The organism is Pseudomonas sp. NBRC 111140 (genome assembly GCF_001320885.1).
GTDB lineage: Bacteria > Pseudomonadota > Gammaproteobacteria > Pseudomonadales > Pseudomonadaceae > Aquipseudomonas > Aquipseudomonas putida_P.
In genome coordinates, this window is sequence record NZ_BCBQ01000060.1 from 1 (window position 1) to 21231 (window position 21231).

Sequence of the window (21231 nt, forward strand, 5' to 3'; positions counted from 1 at the left end):
CCCCCCCCTCCCATACCCCCCCGCCACCATCCCGATTGACCCCCCGCCAATCCCCCACAGTCCACCTTACAGGCCCACCTTCCAGAGGCCCCAGAGGAGACACCCATGAAAGGTACCGCGCTTTCGGCCCTGTTCGCGGCCGCCACCCTGCTGGCTTCGCCGGTGTTCGCCGCCGTAGACCTTTGCACCACCAACCTGCAAAAGATCGACGACAGCATGGCCACTGCCGGCGCCACCTCCGAGGGCCTGGACAAAGCCATCACCGAGCACGTCGACAAAGCCAAGGCCGCCCAGGCCTCGGGCGACACCAAGGAATGCATTGCCATCACCAGCAAAGTGCTGGAGCGCCTGGAAAAAACCGAGAAAGGCAGCGGCACCGGCAGCGGCGGTGCGTAAGCCCGAAGGCGGGCGACAGGACCGGCTGTCGACGTCGCCCGCGCAATGCCGTATACTCCATCCCACGCGCCGTAAGGTGCGTTAGCGTAACGCTAGTGTGGGGCCGATTAGGATTCGACGCCGGTAGCGAAACTCTAGGTGCATGCCGAGTTGGTAACAGAACTCGTAAATCCACTGTTGCAACTTTTATAGTTGCCAATGACGAAAACTACGGCGCGGAGTTCAAGCTGGCCGCTTAAGCGGTCCTCTTGACCCGTTGCTTCTGGTAGCTTCGGCTCCAGCAATCACTAGGGGATGCCTGTAAACCCGAACTGATTGTCATACAGAACAGGATCGTCGCGTAGCACGTTGTGGGCGAAGTGACTAAAACTTACACAACTCATCCAAAGCACCCTGCCCGTCGGGCGGCTGCGGATTAAATCAGTAGACACGGCTAAGCATGTAGTACCGACAGCGGAGTACTGGCGGACGGGGGTTCAAATCCCCCCGGCTCCACCACATTAACATCTAAAGACGTCCACGGACGTCTTTTTTTGTGCCTGAAAGCCAGAGAATACGCGGCATTCAAGGCCATAGGCGTCCACGGACGTCCATGATCAGCTACGCCTTTTGGCATTCCAAATGGCATTCCAAGCCCGTAGGTGCTAATTTTTGGAATGCCAAATCAAGTCTGGAATGCCAATGTGCGCACAAGCTACCCGTCTCTCTGAACTCAAAGTCAAATCTGCCAAGCCTGCTGAAAAGGACTACGTCCTATTTGATGGCGGCGGACTTCAAATGCGAGTGAGAAGCAATGGCTCTAAGCTATGGAACTTCAATTACCGACACCCTGTGACGAAGAAGCGGATCAACATGGGACTGGGAACCTTCCCCGAAGTCTCGTTGGCGCAAGCACGCAAAGGTTCCGTTGAAGCGAGGGAAGCACTTGCCCACGGCATCGACCCTAAAGAGAAACGGGATGCTGTGCTGCAAGCTAAACAAGCTGCGACTGAGCACACATTCCAGAATGTGGCGACGTCCTGGTATGAACTGAAGAAGGATGCTGTGACGCCGGCCTACGCTGAGGACATCTGGCGCTCGCTAACATTGCACATATTCCCGGACTTGGGCTCCACACCGATCTCAGCCATCAGCGCACCGCAAGTCATCAATCTGCTCCGACCACTCGAAACCAAGGGTAGCCTTGAAACCGTGAAGCGACTGACGCAGCGGCTCAACGAGATCATGACCTACGGGGTCAACTCGGGACTGATTCACGCGAACCCGCTCAGCGGTATCCGCTCCGTCTTCAAGAAACCGAAAAAGAAAAACATGGCGGCTCTACCCCCCGATGAGCTGAAAGAGCTCATGGTGGCAATCGCCAATGCCAGCATAAAAAGAACAACCCGCTGCCTGATCGAGTGGCAGCTCCACACCATAACCCGGCCAGTCGAGGCAGCAACCACCCGCTGGGCAGATATTGATATCGAGAAGAAGATCTGGACGATTCCTGCGGAGCGCATGAAGAAGCGCCGCGCGCACATTGTCCCGCTCACGGAGCAGGCTCTCGCGCTCCTGGAAGCGATCAAGCCATACAGCGGACATCGGGAATTTGTGTTCCCCGCAGACCGGAACCCCCGCACGCACTGCAACAGTCAGACCGCTAACATGGCGCTAAAGCGCATGGGTTTCGAAGGGCGCTTGGTAAGCCATGGCATGCGCTCTATGGCGAGCACCATCCTCAACGAGCACGGCTGGGATCCTGAATTGATCGAGGTTGCACTTGCCCACGTCGATAAAGACGAGGTACGTAGCGCGTACAACCGAGCAGATTACATAGAACGCAGACGCCCTCTGATGGCGTGGTGGAGCAACCATATTCAGGAAGCTGCTACAGGCAACCTGTCGGTGTCAGCGATGACAGAAAATCAAGATAAAAAAGTCGTCTCGATACGTTGACCCAGCGTCAGTTCCTCGCGAAAGCGGGCTACGGACATTACGCTACCTCACAGGGTTGCCGATGGTGACCCATGTGCTTGGGCTCACCTAGAGCAGTTTTCGCTCATGATTGCCAGCGGCCCAGTTCTTCATAATTTCGTTATCAACCTTACTCGCCCTTCTCAAAGCCTGAGGGACCAATATCCGGTTGCGTCAAAAGCGCTAGATTAATCGATATTGGATCCAAAAATATTTCAAACCTATATCACCTCAATGAACGCCCCGCAGTATCGACTGCTGCAGGGGGATTTGGCGTGCCAGTTTCTACCTCGGCACGCTCATCACTTGAGAGTATCTGCACATGTATACCCCTTGCCCAAGCTGTAACTCTGGACATGTCATCACTAAAAATATCGGTAAACAAGCAGGCGGCTTGATTGGTGCCGCGGGCGGTGCGGCCAGTGGAGCCGCTGGCGCCCTATCGGGTGCTGAAGTCGGTGCGGTGCTTGGTGTTGTCGGCGGGCCGGTAGGAATCGCCATTGGTGGTATTGCTGGGGCTCTTCTCGGTGGGCTGTTTGGCGGAGTGGCAGGCGGGATAGCCGGTGCCACGCTGGGGGAGCAGATCGATGACAAGGTGCTTCACAACTACCAATGCCAGGAGTGCGGTTACAGCTTCAGCGTCAACCACTAAGCCGTCGTTAACACGCGTCGGAGGTTGATGAATCGACGCTCATTCCAACTCATTCGCAAGGAATCATTCCTATGGCTCATCTCATTGAAACCATGGCCTACGCCGGCACTACTCCGTGGCACGGTCTGGGCAATCAACTCCCTCGTAAACAGCCTATCGAGGTCTGGCAACGTGAGGCCGGCATGGACTGGCAGATTCAGGAAAGCACAGTGCACTTCAAGTCGGATACTGTCGGTCACCTTGGCACTATCCACTCCTTCCCGGAACAGAAAGTGCTCTACCGTTCTGACACCAAAGCACCGCTGTCGGTGGTCTCCCAGCGCTACCACACGGTGCAGCCGCGTGAAGTGTTGGAGTTTTATCGCGACCTCACCGAGGCCTCCGGTTACGAGCTGGAAACGGCTGGCGTGCTCAAGGGTGGACGCAAGTTCTGGGCGCTGGCGCGTACCGGGCAAGGCGCGGCACTCAAGGGCAATGACCAGGTGAACGGCTATTTGCTGCTGGCGACATCCTGCGACGGCACCCTGGCCACCACAGCAACGCCGACCACCGTGCGCGTGGTCTGCAACAACACCCTGACCATCGCCCTGGACGGCACCAGCAGGGCGATCAAGGTGCCACACAACACTCGCTTCGATCCCAAGGCGGTGAAGAAGCAACTCGGCATCGCCGTCTCACAATGGGATGAGTTCATGTACCGCATGCGAGCACTGGCTGAACGCAAAGTGCAATGGCATGAGGCACTGGGTTTCTTCATGAACGTGCTGTGCGAAACAACACCGACCGGCGCTCTGCCGGAGGTGCTGCCCAATGAGCGAGCCCTGCGTAAGGTGCAGGAATTGTACGAAGGGCGTGGTCGTGGCAGTCAGCTCGACTCGGCACGCGGCACCGCCTGGGGCCTGCTCAATGCCGTGACCGAGTATGTTGACCACAAACGCCGTGCTCGCAGCAACGAGTACCGCCTGGACTCGGCCTGGTTTGGCCAGGGGGCGCAGATCAAGCAACGCGCCCTGGATGCCGCGCTGCAACTCGCCGCCTAACTCTCACTCACATCAACCCTTGCGCCCGGTCAGCCTTGTGCTGGTCGGGCGTTTTTATGTCTGCAGGTGAATACGATGAAAGCAACGTCATTGAATGGCAGAACCCGCAAAGCCCGCCCTGCCCTGCGCCTGGTCAGCACCAAAGAGCTGCCCCGGGAAGACTGGCTGCAGATACGCAAGCAGGGCATCGGCAGTTCGGACGCCGCCGCTGCGGTGGGGCTTAATCCGTACAAGTCGCAGCTGGAGCTGTGGCTGGAGAAGACTGGCCGCGATGCCAGCATGCCCAAGGCCGATCCTCAGGATGAGGAAAGCCCGTTGTACTGGGGCAATGTGCTGGAGCCCATCGTGGCCTGGCACTACAGCAAGCGCAGCCAGCACAAGGTTCGACGGATCAACGCGGTGCTACAGCATCCCGATCCGGCGCTGCCCTGGATGCTCGCCAATATCGACCGCGAGGTGATCGGCGCCCCAGACGTGCAAATCCTCGAATGCAAGACGGCCGGCATAAACGGGGCACGCCTCTGGAAAGAAGGCGTGCCCGAGTACGTGCAATTGCAAGTCATGCACCAGCTCGCGGTCACTGGCAAGCAGGCTGCTGATGTGGCGGTGCTGCTCGGTGGCCACCAACTGGAAATCCATCGCATCGCACGCGACGAGGCATTGATTGCGCGGCTGATTGACCTGGAACGACTGTTCTGGGATTACGTCGTCAGTGACACCCCGCCACCGGCCGATGGCACAGCATCTTCGGAAGCGGCTTTGCGCTGCCTCTACCCCGAGGATAACGGACAAACCCTGGACTTCAGCCAGCACACAGAGCTGGCCAGCACCTTCGTGGAACTCAAGTCTGTTCGCCAGAACATTGCCCAGCAGGAGACACGTGAAGCGCGGCTCAAGCAGGTTCTGCAGCAGGCCATGGGGGAAGCCACCCGTGCAGAGTTTGCCGAGGGCTACATCAGCTGGAAGAGATCCAAGGACAGCATTGGTCTGGATACCGAACAGATGCTCAAAGACAAGCCCTACCTGCAAGCTCGCTACCCCAGGACCAAAGTAGGCACTCGTCGCTTCCTGATCGGCTGAAACAGCCCGCTTACCCTAGCCACCTGGACCGCTCACGTCCCGGTGGCTTTTTTATTTTCAGATCAAGGATAACCGCCATGCTCAAAGGTTTAGCCATCACCCCGCCGGTACTCGGGCGCATTTCTATCGGCAAGGTCGTCGAGAAAAACGGCAAGCGCCAGCCGGAGAAGGACGATCAGTTCACCATCACTTCACAAGTCCAGAGCCGCGACGGCTGGCTGATGCACCCACTCAATGAGGAGCTGCGCAATGGCCAGGACGGCAAGCTGCGCAGCATTCCGATCCGCTTGTTGTTCAACGAACCAGACCTCAACTTTCGTGCGGACTACAGTCTGTTCGACCGTACCACCGGCAGGCCGTTGTGCGTCGGCAATGGTGAAACTTGCAAGCGTTTGACCAAGGACGGCATCCAATCGCTGCCCTGCCCTTCACCCGATGACTGTCCACTAGCCCAAGGCAATGCCTGCAAGCCTTACGGTCGGCTAAACGTGATGATTGGTGATGACGACCCACTGGGCAGTTTTGTCTTCCGAACCACTGGCTTCAACAGCATCCGCACCCTGGCAGCGCGCCTGCATTACCTGCAAGCCATCTCTGGCAATCGCCTGGCCTGCCTGCCGTTGGAGCTGCGTCTGCGTGGCAAATCCACCCGTCAGAGCCACGGCACGCCGATCTTCTACGTCGATATCACGGTGCGCAGTGGACTGAGTTTAGAGGACGCCCTATTGGCCGCCAAGCAACTGGGGGAAACCCGGCAAGCCTCGGGCTTTGACCAGAGCGCCTTAGATCGCGCAGCCCGGCAGGGTTTTAACAATGGCGCTTTTGAAGACAGCGAGGAAGACACCGGCGCCATTGTCGAGGAGTTCTTCCCTGCTGATGAAACACAGCCCAACAACGCAGAGCCACAACCGACAGTACCCTCAAAGCCCTCACTGGCTCAGAAGCTGGAGGCTCAAGCTACCGTGCACAGCATTAGGCCTTCCGTTAAGTAACGCTCTGCTCAACCTCTCCAGCCTACCCCTCATTCGTACAGGAATGCCGTCATGAAATATCACAAGCTCAAAGCCGGTGAGGCAAGTGGCACCTACGTCATGGAATCACCCGTCACCGAGGCCGACATCCTACGGATGGCACAACAACTGGCCATGAGCCGTTTGTCTAAAGGCCGGGCTTTGACTGAGCCGAAGCAGGTCTTCAGTCACCTGCAAACACTGCTGCAGTACCACGAGCATGAAGTCTTTGCCCTGCTGCTGCTCGACTCCAAACATCGGGTCATAGGTTTTAGAGAACTGTTCAGAGGTACGCTGGATGGGGCTAGCGTGTACCCACGAGAAGTGGTCAAGATCGCCTTGGAGCACAACGCTGCGGCCATAATTATGGTGCACAATCACCCCTCCGGAGACCCAGAACCAAGCCAAGCCGATCGGACCCTGACCACCACCCTCAAGGACGCTCTGAACATGGTCGGCACCCACATATTGGATCATGTGGTGGTTGGCCATGAAGGTTGTGTGTCGTTGGCCGAACGAGGTTACCTGTAACCCCTATAGCTCACACCGTCCGATGGACTGCCCTTGGCTGATGCCAGGGCGACCATCGGGATGGCTTCCTATCGTTTATTTTTTGTCGCAATCCAGCGGCATTCCGCCTGACAAACCTCATCCACCCCAAGAGCACATGGCCGAATATGGAGCAGGTTCAGGCGCTAAGAAGTACACGTTGTAAGCTAACCCCAAGCACGCGATATGATAACTAACCGTAAGGGGCCGGTGAACACACCTTCCGAACCTGCCCCTTACACTTAATGCGGTACTTCCGCATGTACGGATTTGTGCGGGGGGCTGCAGGTAGCTGCCGTCCCTACCGCGACCGATCCAACGCCGTGATCGCTCCGCTAGACCCGGCCCAACAGGTCGTACACTACGTACGCTATCATCGAACCGAAAAACACCCCGATGATGACGGTTAGCTGGCGTACCTTAGCCTGGCTCTGGTCGAGGCGGGTACTGAACACCTCGGCCTGCTGGTGCAAGACGCCAAGTACCTCGGCTTGGGCGGTGGCAAATGCCTCGCGCAGCGTTTGGCCGTCTTGTTGGGTTTTAGCCATGGCCGATTGTGAGTGCTCGGCAGCGCTCTTCAGGGCGCCGAGCAGTGCTAGCTGCGCAGCCTGGGCGCTTTTTTGCTGCTGTTCAAGGCGCTGGCTGATGCCGGCGACGGCGGTGTTTATGCTCGCGGCCTGCTCAGTATGGGCGGCGCTCGCATGGGTTTGCCACTGTGCCAATATGGCGGCCAAGCTTGCCTGCTGCTTATTAAGCTGCTCGTGCAGACTGGTTACGGTACCCGCCAGCGCGTCGCTCACGAGCCCAGGCATAGCAGCCAACGCCAGTGCTTGCTCAGAGAGGCTGGTGCGAAGGACCTCCAGCGTTTCTTCGTCCCGGTTTTTAGCGTTGCGCTCGTGCTTGTTCAGCACGTCGACAACACCGCTGACGACGGAGTTTTTTGTGTGTTCAATCTCTTCTTTGATGTCGGCCAGCTCACCCTTCAAGCCTTTGACCGACTCATCCAGCGGCTTGAGCGGCTCTTTTAAGATCCTGACCATCAACTCGGCAAGGCTATTTTCTTTTTCCTGGGTTTGGTCGCTCACGATGGGTACTCTAAAAAAACAGTGAATGTTGGCAGGCTCAGGTTGCCGCGGGTCCGCACACCTGCATGAGCTCAGCGTACTGATGGCGCAACGCAACGCAGGACAACAGCCCCAGCAACGCATCGACCGGCTCGACCTCGGCCAGCGCCGTGGTGTAGCGATGGCAAAGCTCAGTGCCGTACTCCTCTTTCAGAAGCCCAACGTAGCGCTCGCAGCGCTCAAGATCATCCTTGGAATCCTGAGCAATACGCTCAAGCTCTGTGGCGTTTTCGGCGATGGCCTGGGTAATAAAGCGGTGGCGTTGCAGTGCGTGCTCAGCTTCCTGTTTGTGCGCAGCGGCCTGGGCCTGAGCGGCCCTGGCGGCTTCAGTAAATGCACGCTCGGTACCCATAAGGGCTTCGAGCCACTGGTTTTTCCATAGACCGACCAACAGCTCCAGGGCCTCGGCGCCGGCCGCACGTACGCGCTTTCGGTCCTTCTGGTAATTGTCAGATGACAGGTAGGTGTCGAACCAATAGCCGTTGAGTACGCCGCGCACCCACCCAAAGGCAGCATCCAGCGCACTGTCGATGGCGCGCGTCGGCGGTTCGTTGAACTGCTTGCGCACCTGCCGCCAAAAGTTGGGAGGGATGCTATTTGGTGAAACCTCCAAGCGCAGGGCTGCCAGTACCCGGCGGTAGTCCCTGATCAACGTGTAAAGGGTTTCACGGTCGTCCTCTACACTACCGGCTTTCGGCCAGTAGTGTTCTTCAGGGTCTTCCTGCAAGGCCTCGGCCGCTGCGTCGATGGCCGCAATGCCTTGCTGGCATGGCTGTGTGCCCATGACGTCGCGCATCTCCTTAAAATGCGCTGTAGATGATGCGCTCAGTACTGCCCAGCTTTTTACCTCGGTTTCCGATGCGTCCCGGCGAGTAGCCAGCACATTGAGCGCTTGCTCAACCGCGCAGGTTTTCTGCTGCTGAATGTAGCGCACGCTAATGTGCGCCTGGAGCGTGCCGAGCATGCGCCCCATGGGAGTAGTATTGCTGCGGATCTGTGCCAGCAGCTCATTGCGCAGGCCAGTAATGATGGGCGCCATGCGCTTGTGCAGCAGGGGGTCATCCTTGGCGGTGTTCTGCCAGCTATTGCCGAACTCAAGCGGGAAGAACAACCGCTCCTGCCGCGCCGATTCGCTGAATGCGCCGAAACGTTGTGCCTCGTTTAACAGCCGTTGGCGTACCTGCGCTGTGCCGGCACCGGGGTGCTCGCGCAAAAAGTCCTTCGCCGATTTGGCAAAATACGAGTAGGTGGTCACGATCCGAAACCGGTAGGGCATGGCCTGCCAGTCTTCGATGCCCGGCAGCGCAAGTTCGCCGGCACGCAAAAAGCTTAAGTCATCACCGCGGCCCACCAGCAGAATCAAGTCTGCAAACGGCAAGTAGGTTTTGGCCATCAGATGCACGTGCCGCTGCTCTTGCTCGTTGGACGGTTTGTCTCCCGGAAGGTCGAGCATGCGTACCCCCGGACCTTTAGCGTCGGCCACAAAGCAGCCCCGTGGGATGTGCACTACCCAGGGCGCAGTGCCAGTGTGCAACTGGCCGGCCTCCATGCGCGCACGCAAACCGCCCAGTTCCTCAGCTATGGCCTGGTCACTGGCAAACCACTTAGGCTCGCCCTGGCACCCCAGGCCCCACTGCTCGCTGGCAGAGCGGCAGTACTCCATGGTGGTGGCTGTCGCCGACTGGCCGGCCTCGCGGCCACCGCGTAACACTGTCGATACCCTGGCCATCTGCGTCGGGGCAACCCCCATAAGGTCGAGCAGCAGCGTGGTTTTGCCAACCTGGGTTTTGCCGAACACCACCACGTAAGGCTCGGCCTCAGCCTCCTTGACCTGCAAGCGCTGCTGCACCTGCGGGCTAAGGGTGCTCACCAGCCGGGCATAAGCGCGTAGGGCCCACTGCGGATGCTCTACTCTCAAGCCATGCCAGTGCGCCACAGCCAGGTTGGGCGCGCGCTCAGGCGCCATCTCAAGCACCGCGCCCGGCCGCGAGCACGTTCAGGCCGGTGGCCGAGGCATCAAGGTCATGGCGCAGGTCGCCGGCCAGTGATTTCACCGTGGTTAGCGCGCACGCTAGGCGATCCTTGAGCATCAAGGATTCGTCCATCTTGTAGCGTGCGCGTATCGAGTCGACGATGCGCGCCCGGGCCACCGCCATAGTCTGATCGAACTGCACACGCAGGTGCTCGACATGGGCATCGTGAACACCATGCAGCATGGTGTGCGCCTGGGCGCTGGCGGCTTTCTCGAACGAACGTAGCCGCGTCACTGCAACCGTGGTCAGGTACGCCGCAGCAACGACGGCAGTCGCTGCAATCGCCGCCGGGTGCGGCGAAGGCGGTACTATAGGCAGGGTGGCGCCTGGGTCAGCACTGGTGATCTGGGTGTTGCCAAGCAGGGTGTTGAGGATGTCGGCCTTGCCATCGCTGACCACATCCACCGCCATCACTGCTGCCAAAGACTTGATCGCGGTTTTACCCAGCTCAACGCCTGCACCTAGGCTTTGCACGCCGTCCTCAACCAGATTGCCAGCCGGTACAGCATCGGCCAGCACTAGGCCATCCTTGAGCCCTACCACCTCGGGTAGCGCATAGACCAGGCGGGTGTATTCCAGCGAGAGTGCCGGGATCAGCTTCACGCTTTTGCTCAGCGCCTTGCTGAACGGCTGCGAGACGGCATTGCTATCCAGCACAGGATCACTCAGCAGTTGCCGAACATCGTGGGTGGCGTCAGGCGTCAGCGCGTTAAAACGCACCATTTCCCCAGAGCTGTGCATATAGCCGACCTGCTTCAGCGCACGTGACGGCGCTGCCGCCAGCAACGGTTTTGCGGCCCCCACGGCAGGTACTGTGGCGTCTCGGCCCAAGCGTTTGGCCGTCAGTTTTTCTAACTCCCCCGAATACTGGGTGAACAGTGGTGCGGCGCCATCAGCCCAGGCGTTGGTGACCACCGCCTTCATTTTTATTCTGGTTTCACTAGTGGTGTCGAACACGTTTGATAGCCAGTTCTTGAAACCTTCGTGGTCGTTCTTGAGAGCTTCGTCGAGTTTTTTGCTGGCACGGTCCAGCGCATGGCCCACCACTTCATTGACCTGTTTGAGGTGCTCTTCACGCAGGGCCTGCGCCGCATCGTCGAACTCGCTCAGTACCAGCTCCAGCACCCGCGCACCCTCGGAACTGGTGTCATTGTTGAAGTACAACTGCGCCTTACCACTGATCAAGCCGAGCACACGCGTAAGGTCTTTGCCCAGCAACTCGGACAAGTCACTCATCTGCAGATGGCGGTTGGCCTGCCCGGTGAAGTTGAGGCCGTACAGCGCGCGCTCAAGCTGCGGCAGCCACTGCGTAATGTAATCGGAGTCGTCAGTACCGGTGAGGATGATGTGCGTCTCGGCACGCTCTGGCGCCACTTGAAACGTGGTCTGTGCACTGTTGCGCAGTTCCTGGCGCTTGGCGTCATCGCCCTGGCTGGACTCGGTTTTGGTAACCACCACGTAGGGGTACACACCGGCCAGTTCACCTGCCAGCATGTCTTTGACGATCTCGACCTGCTGTTGGTTGGCCATGCGGGTTTCGTCAGTGACCACAATGCAGCCGGCGGCGGCGATCATGGCCTGGCGCATCAGCTCTTGCCAGGCACGGTTTTCACGGTCCTGTCGCTCGTAGCCCGGCAGCAGTAGCCAAGCCTGGTTGTCACGGTTGAAGTAACGCCGCGGCACCCGCAGCACCGGCAGCAGGTCCTCAGCGTTTGGGTCGCTAATCGCCTTTTGAAAGTCAGCCACTTCAACCTGCACATCCTGCAGCCTGTAGCCTGCTGCGCTCTCATTCTGCACCAGGCGGCGCACGAAGCCTTGCGCCTGCTTCATGCCGTCTTGTTCGAGGACCAATACGGGCATTTTCTCACCGCGCCCTTCGTTGCCCTCAAGCCACTTTTGCTCGGTATCAAGCAAACCGTACAGGCTGGCCATCAGCGTGGTTTTGCCCGCCCCTTGGGAGCCGCCCACCGCCACCACCCAGGTGTCGCCCAGTACCTGGGCCAGCAGCAAACGGCGCATCACGGCCAACAGCTTGCTGTCAATGTCATCACTGTCCAAGACAGTGCAGGCGCCACGTAGATGGCGTAAGGCATTGTTCAGGTGTTCAAGTAGGGCTTCCGGGGACTGCAGGGTCACTGTGGTTTCCTCGTTCGATCATCAAGGGGCCGCAGCATGCGAGCTTCGGCACAAACGCCGGCCAGTGGCCGTCTAAGCAATACAAATGAATGTGCTAAGCGTGGCACTGCGGCGTAGCGGCATCAGGGGGTAGATGCTAGTCCCTATCGGCCCTCTATATAGATACTTGAGCATTACAGCCCATTCCGTCGCCCAAAAAGTAAGCGTGATGCGGATCATCAAGCAACAGCCCGAATAAAAAGCGCGCAGCCTTCAGGATCTGAAGCGGACCATTTCACTGTGATCGCTTGACCGGCCACAGACAGCTTGATGATTGCCAACGCTTCGGCTGATCGTTTGGGTGCAGCTGTTACTTGAACGAATGCCGGCGCCGAGGTTACGACCTGATCTCGGAAAAGAGGCATCCATTTGCGGATGACGTTGGCGTTGATACCGTGACGGATGGCGACGCTGGAAACGGATGCTCCGGGTTGCAGGTATTCCTGAACGACCTGAGCCTTGAATGGTTTCGGATAAGAGCTTCGGAAGTTGAGTTCGTCGGACGCTTACAACTAACCTAATTATCGTGCTCGATCTTTATACAAGTTCCAGCTAGAATACCTTCCGTTAGGAGGGCCTAATCCCATGATCGATGCTGTTGACCTTTTCTGTGGCGCTGGCGGCCTTACCGCTGGCATGCGAAACACCGGTATTACGGTACATGCCGGGTATGACATCGAAGGCCAATGTGCGTACGCCTACCAAGAGAACAACCAGGCTGCCTTCGTCACCAAAGATGTGAAGGAAGTGACGGCCGAAGAGCTGCTGGCCTGGTATCGCCCTGGCCGATACAGATTGCTGGCCGGTTGCGCGCCCTGCCAGCCGTTCTCGACCTACAACCAAGGCAAAGATACCCGCAACGATCGCAAGTGGCCGCTGCTCTATCATTTCAGCCGCCTCATCGAAGAAACCGAGCCTCACCTGGTAACCATGGAGAACGTCCCTGATGTCACCAAGCACGAGGTCTACCACGACTTTGTGCAGAGCCTCCGGGATCAAGATTACGAAATATGGGATGGGCGCGTAGCCTGCGTCGACTACGGTTTGCCGCAACAGCGCCGCCGACATGTACTGCTCGCCTCCAAACTGGGGATGCCAATAAGCATCATCCCACCTACACACTTGAACGCCCCGGTCAATGTCGAGGACGTCATCGGCGCACTGCCTCGCCTAGCCGCCGGAGAATGCGACCCGAACGATCCACTTCACAGGGCAGCAACACTCACCCCGATCAACATGCGCCGTATCATTCACTCCAGGCCAGGCGGAACCTGGAAAGATTGGCCGCCAGAGCTGGTCGCCGAATGTCATCGCAAAGCGAGCGGCAAAACGTATCCGAGCGTCTACGGACGCATGCGCGCAGATCGCCCTAGCCCGACGATGACTACCCTCTGCTACGGTTTCGGGAATGGTCGTTTCGGCCACCCTGAGCAGGCTCGCGCGCTATCTCTGCGTGAAGCAGCGATCCTACAGTCCTTTCCTAGGGACTACGCGTTCATGGAACCAGAACGGATCACCTTTAAAGCCGTGGGTCGTATGATCGGAAATGCGGTTCCGGTGCGACTGGGGGAAGTGATCGGAGAAAGCCTTGTACAACACGTTAGGGCTTATGAGGCGGCTCGCCAAGCGGAACGTCGAATTCAAGCCTGAGTCGTGCCTCCAACGCCTCTAGGCTTTTCGTTTCACACTCCCATATCACCACCACACGCCAGCCCAATTCTCGCAATTGGGCTTCCTTACGCGCGTCACGCTCTACATTCGCTTCGAACTTGGGCAGCCAGTACTCCTGCCTGCTCTTAGGTGTGGTCGCGAAGCGACAAGCAGGATGCCGGTGCCAGAAACACCCATGCACGAAGACTACCGTCCGGAGTCTAGGCAGGACTATGTCCGGCGAACCAGGAAGATCACGACGATGCAGACGAAATCGGAGCCCAAGAGCATGCAACGCTTGGCGCACGATAATCTCTGGCTTTGTATGGGCACGCTTGACCGCCCGCATGATGTCGCTTCGCGACACTAGCCATCCCCCTGACCATCGATAGGAACGACCACTCCCGTCATCGCCAAAGCTTCCAGATGTCGATGAAGTTGCTCGGGTAAGGGAGCGCCAGATATCAATACCCCAGCCTCCATATTCTGATCCATCGCATACCCCGTCAGATTGGCACTGGTGATGAAGCAATATGCCCCGTCCGCCACCGCGACCTTCGCGTGCACGCTGCCATTGACGAAAGCAGCATCTTTGTCTTTCCAGACGTAAAACAGCGCATCGGGAACGATCTTCTTCAGCTTCCCGATAGGGTCGATGCTAACCTTGCCACCCTGCGCGCTCGAAAGCTCCATCAGAAATTCGATCCTCACACCCCGCACTGCCGCTGACTTCAGAGCTCTAGCTACCAACTCTATGTCGTAAGCGACGTAACTGGTGATGAACAACCGCTGCTGAGCAGCATCGATCACTTGTATCAAAGCCTGCTCGGTTCGCCGAGCAGGAACGAGTTCGGTCGTCGGCCCAGTCCACACCAGCTCGACCCTCTGCCGACCCTCGGCATGACGAAACGCATGCGCAGCGGCCATGAGCATGGCAGCCAACGTCTCGCCACTGATGGTCGACGCTTTCCAGCCATCGACCAGCTCTCTGAGCGCGTTGTCGGCCTTCGCGGACAGCGCCCCCACCCTCAGATTACCGGCCCTCGCGACCTGCATTCCTCTGATCTTCGCCGCCAAAGCTGCTACGCGGTCATAGGAGACTATGGAAACCAACTCGGACACCGCTGCGAGTAGCTCTCGCATCTCAAGCATCCGGAAAGAATGCCGCTTTGGCATTCTCGAAAGTCGGCACGACCATCGCCCGGTCAAGATAACGGTTGCCACGCTCGCACGATGTCTCCGCGACAAAGGAGCAAGCATGGCATGCCGCTGCATGCAAACTACGGTCTTTCCGGGGATCATGCTCCGCGCACAGAGGGTCAGAGGAGCAAATGCGCGCACGCCGCAAAGCCTGAACCAGTAGGCGCTCCAAGTTTTCGGGCTTGCCCAGCTCGACCAATCCACCCAAGGTACCATCGGAGTCCGCAGCGGCTGTGTAGATGATGAAGCCGCACTGGTTGCCATCCTCATTCAACTCGGCATAGATCCGCTCTCTGATACTGGCTGCGTTGTATCCGCACTCCAACGCCAACTCGCGGATCAGAAGATGCGCCAGAGTGTGCAGCATCACGTAACGAGCACCTGGATAACCGTCTTCCGGAGGACAGAGACGGCGGGAGTTTCGCCAACCTTTGTGCCCCCCGCGCAATTTCATGTCGGCGGCCTGCACGTCAGCTATCTGCTCCCACTCAGCTATCGCCTGCTCGTCGAACTGAATGAAGATACCCTCACCGTGCACCTGATTCGCGGGGACCCAATCGGGCTTCGTACGTGACAGTGGTGCCTGAATCGGTCCAACTCCAACGCCACCGGAGTCGTCAGGCGCCTCGACTCGCGTGAAGCCGAGCAAAGCGTTCACCTCGCGCAGACGCTTCAACAACAATACCCTGGCGATCTTGCCTTGGTAGCCCTGAGGAACGGCAACTGCCTCGGACAAGAAATGCGGATAGTCATTCACCGGCACCGGGGCGATCAGCACCCGCCACTCGGGGCCTTTGATATCAGCCTCGGTGACACTCTCGCCATCTGCTGAGCGGTGAGCCTCGATGCCCGCCCAAATGGCTGCTGCGGAATATTGGTCAATTCCAGGCAATGAGCCAGTCTTTTTCAATAGCTTGATGGTCAGAGGAACCTCATCGAGCGACTCCAGATCGCTGAAGAAGCTCCAACCATCTTCCAATAGCTGCGCTAGACCATCTTTTGCCTGAGGTATCGCCAACGCCGACAAGGAGACCGGAAACCAGCTATTGGTAGCCCCCAATAGGACGGCCCGCGGCTCGGCATCGCAATCCGGATCGAACTGATCCAAATGAGGATGCCGTCCACGACAGCCCGGCAGGTTCTCCTTACCGAGCTGTCCGAAGGCATGAGCCATGTTCCGCGCCGCGCCGCAAGTATCGCATTTGACCCATAGGTTCTCGGTCTGAAGGGATGCGCCACTCTCGAAGAAACGCAGCGTGCCTTTGCAATCGTTGGGGCCGCTGTGGACGAACCACTGCCAAGGAAAATCATCCAGATGCCCATTCTTGCAAGCCAAAAGGAAACGTGCGGGAACAGCATCGGCATCCTTCGCAGGCTGATCGCCCTTCGAACCGCGACAGCCCTGATGCACGAAACGAGTCGCCTCAGGGCGGCGATACCCTTCCTTCAACTCGAACAACCCGCTGTCGTAAGGCGAGAGCAGCCCGCATTTCACACAGCGCAACCAACGAGGGAACGGCCTTACCGGCACACCGACATTAGCCTCCGCAGAGCTCGTGTCATTCGACTCGCTCTTGCTGATAGGCGGCATTCGTAGTGATTCGACCTGAGGACCAAGCGCTTTCTGCACCGCGGCGAGCAGGCGATTCTCAATCACCAGGTTGCATCGATCCCTCTCCCAGATGTCGATACCTGAAGTCACGACCGACAGATTCGGCAAATCGATGAGGGCACCTGGACCATAGGTCCATAGCAGTTGGCTGGGCCGTACCGAGCCAACGGGAGTCTTTTCGTGCGCCATCTTCATTCGTCCTTATCAGCCGCCGCGGGGCGAGGCTTCCATTGAATATCGTCTTTGATCTTCGCTGAGTTCATGACCAAGCGAACGCCAGGTTCGACCTCGCGCATCGACATGGGCACCGTCCAGTTATCCCACGTATGCGTTCCAGGTGCCTTGATCAAGGCATAGGTCAGATCCTTCTCAGGCCCACGCTTCTCGTACGCCAAGATACGATTGCCCTGCATTACCTCATTCACCCACTGATCCGCCCGCTGCTTGAGCATGCCGCTAGCGAGCTTCTTCGCAGGGGCCTCCGCGATGTTGTCGGCACGCGTTTCGAGCACCTTCATCGCATCCAGCATTTCCACCTGATTAGGTTGCTTGAGACTCTGCGCCCCCTCGTTCGGAGCGAAGCGATCGCTCTTGCCACGGATCAGCGACAGCATCGCCCCGGTCAGACCTCGATCCATCGCACGCGGCGAGAACGGAGTGACCGATTGCGCCTCGACGTGCTTGTAGAACGTCGCGTGGTAATGCTCGAAGGTCTCGTAATGCGAAAGATCGCGTGGGCGAGCCCATGTCAGTACGGTACAGACCAACCCAGGGAATTGTCGGCCGACACGACTGGTTGCCTGAATATATTCCGCCGTTCCTTTCGGCTGACCGTTGACGGCCATGATGCCCAACCGATTGACGTCGACGCCGACCGACAGCATGTTGGTCGCCAAAACGATGTCGATGGCACGTGCATCGCCCTCCTCCCACTTGGTCACGTACCTACCTAGCTCAGGATCCCATTCGGACTTGAACATCACTTCGAGCTGATCGAGATACTTGGGGATGTCCTGGTTGGAAACCCGGGAAGTCAGTTCACGGATATTCATGACGCTGCGCTGGGCCAGGCCAGGCCGCTGCACCATGCTCATTTGGACACGGTACGCACGGGTCTGCACATCGTCCTCGGCTAGACGCTTCATGCCTCCCAGCTCTCGCAATGAGTTGAAGTAGCCCACCATGGTCATGTAAGGATCGGCAGCTTTGCCGAATCGATCGAATAGTGCTTGAGCGGCGGTCAGCGCTGCCGTGTAGACACGGATCAACATCGCCGGCCGTGAGCTGCCCGGAGAGCAGATTCCCAGATAACGCCGTCCTGGCTTTTGCTCGATGGGCCGCTGCACCGAGAAGAAGTTGTCCTCGACGTCTAAGCCATGGGGCGGGAAAACCGATACCTGACGCATGAAGACGTTGTTGACCTGCTGCTGCGCCTTACGAACGGTAGCGGTGGAGGCGATCACCTTCGGCCGGATAGCATCGCCATCGAACTGCCACGTGCACAGCTCATCGACCGTGCTCTCGTAGAGACCTACCATGGTTCCCAAGGGACCGCTGATCAGGTGGAACTCGTCCTGGATAATCAGATCCGGAGGCCGCACCTGAGAAATAGCCTTGACCGAAGCAGCAGCCCTACCCGCAACAGCCCTATGGCCGGTATTGCAATCCGAGCCAGGCCAAAGCAATCCATGGCGGGAACACTCCTTCGATACCCGGCCGAAGAGGTTCCGTACCTGCCCACGCCACGCCATCATGGCGAACTTGTCCACCGTGGCGATCATCATCGACGGCGGGCGGTGGTACATCTCCTCATCCACGACCATCACCGGCAAACCAGGGTGTACCTGCTTGCTCGAACGACCACGAGAGAAGTCACAGGTGCTCAGCTTGTCGCCGCAATAGATCGTCGTACGCCCTGATATCTTGTCGACCTCAATATCCCTCTTCGGGTCGATCTCGGTTCCGCACCAAGGGCAACCTGTCAGCTGCGCCGGCGAAGCCATTCCGGTGGGATTTCGCCCTGGGGTACGAATGGCCTCGATGAACTTATGGCTATCCTCGGTAGTCCCAGGCGTCACCTTGTTACCGACCCAAAGACCGATTGTGAAAGCGCTCTCACCAAGGGACTTATCACCTGCCGATAATGCTTCCCGACGAATATGTTCCATCGCACAGATCAACGCGGTAGCCCGCTGGAACTGCTGCAAAGTCAGCAACCGCAGGGTGTAGCGCATGATCACCGCCAGCCCGCGAGACGAATCGTAGCCCCCCAAATTTCCTTGTAAGCGGCGGATTGCCATTGTGAATGCAGCCACCCCCAGGTAGGCCTCAGTCTTACCACCACCAGTTGGGAACCAGAGCAAATCTGCATAAGCCTGCAGAGGCTGAGTGCGATCCGTATGCTTAGGATCGGTAAGCCCAGGAACGGACAGCAGCAGGAAAGCCAACTGGAAGGGACGCCAAGAGCGGTTCTTCGGTACATCGAACTCCGCTAGCTCGACAGTGCGCCCGCGACGGCGCTGCAAGGCGAACGCGCTATGCACCCGCTGGATCGCCATCGCTCGGTTAGCGAAACGGAAAGCCGCCAAGGCCTTGTCATCCGCAGCCAATAACTCCACACCCTCACGCAGACGAATCAGGATCGACTCACAGTGGCTCAGCGCCTCATCGGCTTGCTGCGCATAGCCAGCCACATCCCTATCAGTGCGTGCACGCTGATCCTTGATCCATGCGGCATAGTCCTCGGTAAGTATTCCGAGTGCAGCGACAAGTTGGTCTTTCTCCAGTTCTGCCAGTCCCTTCATATCCAGCAGACCTTCGTCGACCAATCTGCGCATCGCTGGCCGATCCTGCGGATCCAAACCCGGTGTTTCGGTGACCGGCACTTCGTATTGCGGCATCACCGCAGTGCGCAGCTCTATCGCCCTTGCCACATCTGGACCAGACACTGCATGCACTGCAACACCGTGCCCTACTGCGAACTCGACCCGATCGCGATAGATCATCTCCAGCGCCAAGCGCTCGCGTAAATCGTCATCGTCCGCAGCGCCAGCATCGGCTTCCAATGCTGGGCGGCGGCGGAATATATCTTTCAGCGAATTTTTGTCATTGGCTCGTACGAGGATTTCCGGCTGGAACACCCAAGCGGTATCGCGATTCTCATCAGGCTCCGTTTGGCCATTCACCAGAAACAGAGTGATCAATCGTTCACCCTTCTCGTTGGGTGAACGCACCGTACCCTGGATGATCACATCTTGGCATGCAGAATCAGGGGTGACCGGAGAAATCACTCCATCCTTCAGCGCCAACTGGAAGGTTCCACCAGAAGGCTTACGCCGCCAGACTTTAGCTTTGAGAACTTGCTCGGTGGTCTTGATCACTCGACCTTCGGCGTCACGTACTGCCTTCTTGACCACCTTGGCATGAGCCGGGTCATCGGATTCGAAGCGCTCATAGCGCCCCCAACTCACCACCACCTCAAGACTTTCCGCATCGCCATCGACGCAAAAAGTGAAGCCCAAACTCGACGGTGCGAGCGATTGATTCGAGGCCGTATCCACTTCCTCTTCTGCCTCGGAATCCCCACCACCAGATTTCGGAGGTGAATCGACTTTACTCGACTGTGCCTTCGGTTCCAGATCCGCTGGCTCATCGTCCTCATTCTTTTCCGGCGGAGCCACATCTTCGCCGCGCTCGGAGTTCTCCATCGGCGCAAGCTTGCCGACGAGGTATCGGTCGCGAACGCTCATATCGACGATGAGCTCTTCCGGCCCACCGGCAGGCCCTAGAAGGTCGTCCATGATCGCGAACTGCAAAAGCTCGCGAACGTAAGCCTCGTTCTCGATCAGCGGAATATCGGCGAGAGTGATACCCAGCACACGGGGAATAGCCTCTGCGAAATTTGTCCAGGGCGCTCGTACGACGCTGCCAGCGGTCGGAGGCAGCAAACCGGTGCTACCAATCCCCACCCCAGGCGCTATCGTCTGGGCCTTATCGAAATACAGGGAAGTGCCTTCCGTGTCGACTCGGATACGCAAGACATGACCGATACGCACAACGCCGCCAGCTGGGTTCAAAACTAGCACCCAGGCCCCCTCGCGCAACGCGGGATGATTTCCTCTTAGATAGACGACCTCGTCGGCCAAGCGAATGTCACGCCCCAAGCCACGATCGACGACTATCCAAGCCTCTGGGGTGCTGTTCTGCACCATCTCTTCCAAGCTCATTCTTCTAAATCCTATTAACGATATCTTCCAGCTTGTCGAGCGACTTACTCTGGGCGATATAGGCCGAATACCCTTCCTGCGCTCCACGAATCAGGGTGTCGTAATGAACGATGCGACTATCTGCCGAGATCGATGTCATCGACAACTTTAGTCGATCCGGGTTGGATGCCTCTTCGACTACGGTCTTCCCGAGCACGAAGATCACCTCGATATTAGGACTGGTCTGATTCTGCTCACGCAAGATCAGGTCATCGACCGACATGCCGATGCCATCATCTTCGATCTTGATCCACTCATTGTTCGGAGCCACTCGAATCTGCACGCTCAATGCATCCGCGTCCCATGCATTGGCCACCGCTTCGGTCAGGACGGCGGCTATGTTGCTGTAAAGGTTGATACCGAGATGTTCGAGGACGTTGAGGTCTACAGTCATCTCAAACGTCGGTGTGACTTCATTCGTCATTTGCCCTCACCTCTCATTACCAACCCTCCGTGTCACATTTCAGCGTTGTAGATAAACCTTGATTC

Annotated in this window: 16 protein-coding genes, 1 other RNA gene and 1 pseudogene; 9 read left to right on the forward strand and 9 right to left on the reverse strand. The window is 58.1% G+C overall.

Features of this window, described 5'->3' with window-relative positions:
- The first annotated feature begins 105 nt into the window (after positions 1-105).
- The 8 genes from APH42_RS18680 (at position 106) to radC (ending at position 6665) form a co-directional block, all read left to right on the forward strand.
- Positions 106-396 (forward strand): hypothetical protein, encoded by a 291-nt coding sequence (locus APH42_RS18680; RefSeq protein ID WP_060493973.1) that lies wholly within the window; start codon positions 106-108, stop codon positions 394-396.
- Between the two features lie 99 nt (positions 397-495).
- Positions 496-894: a transfer-messenger RNA gene (gene ssrA, locus APH42_RS18685) on the forward strand.
- A 183-nt stretch (positions 895-1077) separates the two neighbouring features.
- Positions 1078-2334, forward strand: a complete 1257-nt coding sequence (locus tag APH42_RS18690; RefSeq protein WP_060493974.1) for an integrase domain-containing protein — start codon at positions 1078-1080, stop codon at positions 2332-2334.
- Between the two features lie 340 nt (positions 2335-2674).
- Positions 2675-3004 carry a hypothetical protein gene (locus APH42_RS29335; RefSeq protein WP_082421425.1) on the forward strand — a complete coding sequence of 110 codons (330 nt, stop codon included), beginning with the start codon at positions 2675-2677 and terminating at the stop codon, positions 3002-3004.
- A gap of 71 nt (positions 3005-3075) precedes the next feature.
- A complete protein-coding gene (locus tag APH42_RS18700) occupies positions 3076-4044 on the forward strand; it encodes a DUF932 domain-containing protein (RefSeq protein WP_060493976.1) in 969 nt (322 codons plus the stop codon).
- Between the two features lie 75 nt (positions 4045-4119).
- Entirely contained in the window at positions 4120-5124 is a 1005-nt protein-coding gene (locus tag APH42_RS18705; RefSeq protein ID WP_060493977.1) for a YqaJ viral recombinase family protein, read from the forward strand.
- Positions 5125-5201: 77 nt separating this feature from the next.
- The gene (locus APH42_RS18710; RefSeq protein WP_060493978.1) at positions 5202-6116 is read left to right on the forward strand and encodes a hypothetical protein; all 915 of its coding nucleotides are present in this window, start codon (positions 5202-5204) and stop codon (positions 6114-6116) included.
- 51 nt (positions 6117-6167) lie between these two features.
- Entirely contained in the window at positions 6168-6665 is a 498-nt protein-coding gene (radC, locus tag APH42_RS18715; protein ID WP_060493979.1) for a DNA repair protein RadC, read from the forward strand.
- Between the two features lie 353 nt (positions 6666-7018).
- Here the strand turns inward: radC and APH42_RS18720 are convergent, their stop codons facing one another.
- The 4 genes and pseudogenes from APH42_RS18720 to APH42_RS30850 all read right to left on the reverse strand — a co-directional run.
- Positions 7019-7768: a hypothetical protein gene (locus APH42_RS18720; RefSeq protein ID WP_060493980.1), complete on the reverse strand. Its 750-nt coding sequence runs from the start codon at positions 7766-7768 to the stop codon at positions 7019-7021.
- Positions 7769-7805: 37 nt separating this feature from the next.
- Complete coding sequence (locus APH42_RS18725; RefSeq protein WP_060493981.1) at positions 7806-9773, reverse strand: hypothetical protein; 1968 nt, start codon at positions 9771-9773, stop codon at positions 7806-7808.
- 1 nt (position 9774) lies between these two features.
- Positions 9775-11976: a hypothetical protein gene (locus APH42_RS18730; RefSeq protein ID WP_060493982.1), complete on the reverse strand. Its 2202-nt coding sequence runs from the start codon at positions 11974-11976 to the stop codon at positions 9775-9777.
- Between the two features lie 218 nt (positions 11977-12194).
- Positions 12195-12488 (reverse strand): annotated as a pseudogene (locus APH42_RS30850) (transposase); the annotation flags it as partial.
- Between the two features lie 112 nt (positions 12489-12600).
- Here APH42_RS30850 and APH42_RS18735 point away from each other — a divergent pair.
- The gene (locus APH42_RS18735) at positions 12601-13665 is read left to right on the forward strand and encodes a DNA cytosine methyltransferase (protein ID WP_060493983.1); all 1065 of its coding nucleotides are present in this window, start codon (positions 12601-12603) and stop codon (positions 13663-13665) included.
- Here APH42_RS18735 and APH42_RS29345 read toward each other — a convergent pair.
- From APH42_RS29345 to APH42_RS30300, 5 genes are read right to left on the reverse strand one after another with little or no spacing between them, the layout of a single operon-like run.
- Entirely contained in the window at positions 13616-14032 is a 417-nt protein-coding gene (locus APH42_RS29345; protein ID WP_256217837.1) for a very short patch repair endonuclease, read from the reverse strand. The two genes, APH42_RS18735 and APH42_RS29345, sit on opposite strands and share 50 nt — an antisense overlap.
- Positions 14032-14808, reverse strand: a complete 777-nt coding sequence (gene drmC / locus APH42_RS18740) for a DISARM system phospholipase D-like protein DrmC (RefSeq protein ID WP_060493984.1) — start codon at positions 14806-14808, stop codon at positions 14032-14034. The genes APH42_RS29345 and drmC overlap by 1 nt, the downstream gene beginning before the upstream one ends.
- 1 nt (position 14809) lies before the next feature.
- A complete protein-coding gene (drmB, locus tag APH42_RS18745; RefSeq protein WP_060493985.1) occupies positions 14810-16666 on the reverse strand; it encodes a DUF1998 domain-containing protein in 1857 nt (618 codons plus the stop codon).
- Positions 16667-16668: 2 nt separating this feature from the next.
- Positions 16669-20703: a DISARM system helicase DrmA gene (gene drmA, locus APH42_RS18750; protein ID WP_232858647.1), complete on the reverse strand. Its 4035-nt coding sequence runs from the start codon at positions 20701-20703 to the stop codon at positions 16669-16671.
- Between the two features lie 4 nt (positions 20704-20707).
- Positions 20708-21166: an ATP-binding protein gene (locus APH42_RS30300; RefSeq protein WP_060493986.1), complete on the reverse strand. Its 459-nt coding sequence runs from the start codon at positions 21164-21166 to the stop codon at positions 20708-20710.
- Between the last annotated feature and the right edge of the window lie 65 nt (positions 21167-21231).

Bases quoted from the DNA above. Each gene is read 5' to 3' on its own strand.
- APH42_RS18680 (WP_060493973.1), top strand. From the start codon at position 106: ATGAAAGGTACCGCGCTTTCGGCCCTGTTCGCGGCCGCCACCCTGCTG.
- APH42_RS18690 (WP_060493974.1), top strand. From the start codon at position 1,078: ATGTGCGCACAAGCTACCCGTCTCTCTGAACTCAAAGTCAAATCTGCC.
- APH42_RS29335 (WP_082421425.1), top strand. From the start codon at position 2,675: ATGTATACCCCTTGCCCAAGCTGTAACTCTGGACATGTCATCACTAAA.
- APH42_RS18700 (WP_060493976.1), top strand. From the start codon at position 3,076: ATGGCTCATCTCATTGAAACCATGGCCTACGCCGGCACTACTCCGTGG.
- APH42_RS18705 (WP_060493977.1), top strand. From the start codon at position 4,120: ATGAAAGCAACGTCATTGAATGGCAGAACCCGCAAAGCCCGCCCTGCC.
- APH42_RS18710 (WP_060493978.1), top strand. From the start codon at position 5,202: ATGCTCAAAGGTTTAGCCATCACCCCGCCGGTACTCGGGCGCATTTCT.
- radC (WP_060493979.1), top strand. From the start codon at position 6,168: ATGAAATATCACAAGCTCAAAGCCGGTGAGGCAAGTGGCACCTACGTC.
- APH42_RS18725 (WP_060493981.1), bottom strand. From the start codon at position 9,773: ATGGCGCCTGAGCGCGCGCCCAACCTGGCTGTGGCGCACTGGCATGGC.
- APH42_RS18735 (WP_060493983.1), top strand. From the start codon at position 12,601: ATGATCGATGCTGTTGACCTTTTCTGTGGCGCTGGCGGCCTTACCGCT.
- drmC (WP_060493984.1), bottom strand. From the start codon at position 14,808: ATGCGAGAGCTACTCGCAGCGGTGTCCGAGTTGGTTTCCATAGTCTCC.
- drmB (WP_060493985.1), bottom strand. From the start codon at position 16,666: ATGGCGCACGAAAAGACTCCCGTTGGCTCGGTACGGCCCAGCCAACTG.
- drmA (WP_232858647.1), bottom strand. From the start codon at position 20,703: ATGAGCTTGGAAGAGATGGTGCAGAACAGCACCCCAGAGGCTTGGATA.
- APH42_RS30300 (WP_060493986.1), bottom strand. From the start codon at position 21,166: ATGACGAATGAAGTCACACCGACGTTTGAGATGACTGTAGACCTCAAC.